The sequence below is a fragment of the Dyella sp. ASV21 genome, from assembly GCF_016428975.1.
In the GTDB taxonomy this organism is placed as follows: domain Bacteria; phylum Pseudomonadota; class Gammaproteobacteria; order Xanthomonadales; family Rhodanobacteraceae; genus Dyella.
Genome location: NZ_JAELTT010000415.1, coordinates 1 through 257, shown reverse-complemented (window position 1 = coordinate 257; position 257 = coordinate 1). Strand labels below are relative to the sequence as shown.

The 257-nt window shown below is 55.6% G+C and carries 1 protein-coding gene; it reads right to left on the bottom strand.

Going from position 1 to position 257, the window contains the following annotated elements; all coding sequences use genetic code 11:
- On the bottom strand, window positions 1-257 hold a 257-nt coding region (locus JHD67_RS22565), incomplete at both ends, for a hypothetical protein (RefSeq protein WP_233172190.1).

Genomic DNA, 257 nt, shown 5'->3' with positions numbered 1-257 from the left:
TTGCGAGTGCAATGAAGGGAAAAGCCGGAGGGTGCATCAGAGATCAAGGATCGCTGATATGTGCTGTCGCTTTGAATATCCTCACGGCAAAGCAGCTTCACGATGGCGCGCGCCTTAGCGCGACCGTCCTCATCCAGCGGCGCTTTGTAGATACCAACGCCTACATAGTTCTTCTCTTGAGGGCTTGAGGTGTCGCCGACGCTTAGGCTTGCGACACCTTGATCATCTACCGAAAGCGCCTTCCCTCCATGCTCCCG